Source organism: Cupriavidus sp. YAF13, from assembly GCF_052113425.1.
Lineage (GTDB): Bacteria > Pseudomonadota > Gammaproteobacteria > Burkholderiales > Burkholderiaceae > Cupriavidus.
The window spans coordinates 1-1,428 of the sequence record NZ_JBFRDD010000141.1; the positions used below are offsets into that span (position 1 = coordinate 1).

The 1,428-nt window shown below is 62.4% G+C and carries 1 protein-coding gene; it reads left to right on the forward strand.

Going from position 1 to position 1,428, the window contains the following annotated elements:
• The first annotated feature begins 93 nt into the window (after positions 1-93).
• A complete protein-coding gene (locus AB4061_RS40515; protein WP_202281445.1) occupies positions 94-1,419 on the forward strand; it encodes an IS4 family transposase in 1,326 nt (441 codons plus the stop codon).
• Positions 1,420-1,428 lie beyond the last annotated feature (9 nt).

A 1,428-nucleotide genomic window follows, 5' to 3' on the forward strand; every position in this document is an offset into this window, starting at 1 on the left:
TAATGCCGTTCAGTTAAGAGCTGAACGGCATTTTTGTATGTAGCGTCAGAGGAAGTTGTAAACGCTGCGCCGAAGTGTTAACTTTCGGGCGCGATGCTTTCCAGTCACCTGACCTTCCTGCTCGAAGCGCAACAGCCGGCCGACTTGAGTCGGCTCGCCGAGCATCTTCCGTACGAGTGGATCGAGCGCGCGGTAGACGCGACGGGAACGGCAAGTATCCGTCGCCGTCGATTGCCCGCTGAACAGGTGGTCTGGCTGGTGATTGCGCTGGCGATGTACCGCCATTGGTCGATCAGCGAAGTGCTCGACAATCTGGAACTGGCCCTGCCTGACGAGGTGGCGCCGTTCGTCAGCAAGAGCGCGGCGACGCAAGCCCGCCAGCGCGTTGGCGAGGCGCCGCTGGCCTGGCTGTTCGAACGAACAGCGCGCGCCTGGAGTCTGCAGGACGCCAGCGACTACGCCCTCAAGGGACTCAGCCTGTGGGCGATGGATGGCACGACGCTACGCACAGCCGACAGCCCTGCCAACCGCGAGCACTTTGGCGCCCAAGCTTACGCTCGCAGGGTCGCCAGCTATCCGCAGGTGCGCATGGTGACGCTGACTGCGATCCCCACGCACCTGGTGGCAGGTGCCAGCTTCGGTCGCTATGACAGCAATGAGATGGTGTACGCCAAAGGCTTGTTGCCGCAGATACCGGATGATTCGCTGACGGTATTCGACAAAGGCTTCCTGGCTGCCGAGATCCTGTGCGGTCTGACGATGGGCGGGCACAACCGCCACTTCCTGATTCCGGCCAAGTCCAACACGCGCTGGGAGGTGACGGCCGGGACGGCCGAGGACGCCACGGTACGCATGCGTGTCTCGCCGCAGGCACGCAAGAAGTGTCCGGCGCTGCCGGAGTTCTGGCAGGCGCGGGCAATCCGAACGATCGATGCACGCGGACGTAGCCGAATTCTGCTGACGTCGCTGCTCGATCGCCGACGCTTCAAACCTGCTGACATCGTCGCCAGTTACGAGCGGCGCTGGCAGATCGAAACGAGCTACCGGGAACTGAAGCAGTCGATGCTCGGCATGGAGCTGACCCTGCGTAGCCGAACCGTCGATGGGGTATGCCAGGAAATCTGGGGCGCCTTGATCGCCTACAACCTGATTCGTCGCGAGATGGCCAGCGCCGCCCGAGAAGCGAAGCTCGCGCCGACTGACATGAGCTTCGTGCGTGCCTTCCATGTCATCCAGCACGAGATGATGTGGGCAGCTGTCACGCCAGCCTACGCGAAATTGCCCGCCTGCCTGCAGCGCCTACGCGAGCGCCTAAAGTCGCTGCCCAATGTGAAACGACCCGGTCGCTCATGCGACCGGGTCGTCAAGTCCCGCCCTTCACGCTATGCCGTTCGCTTCCTCAATAGGGACCTTAACTGAACGGCATTA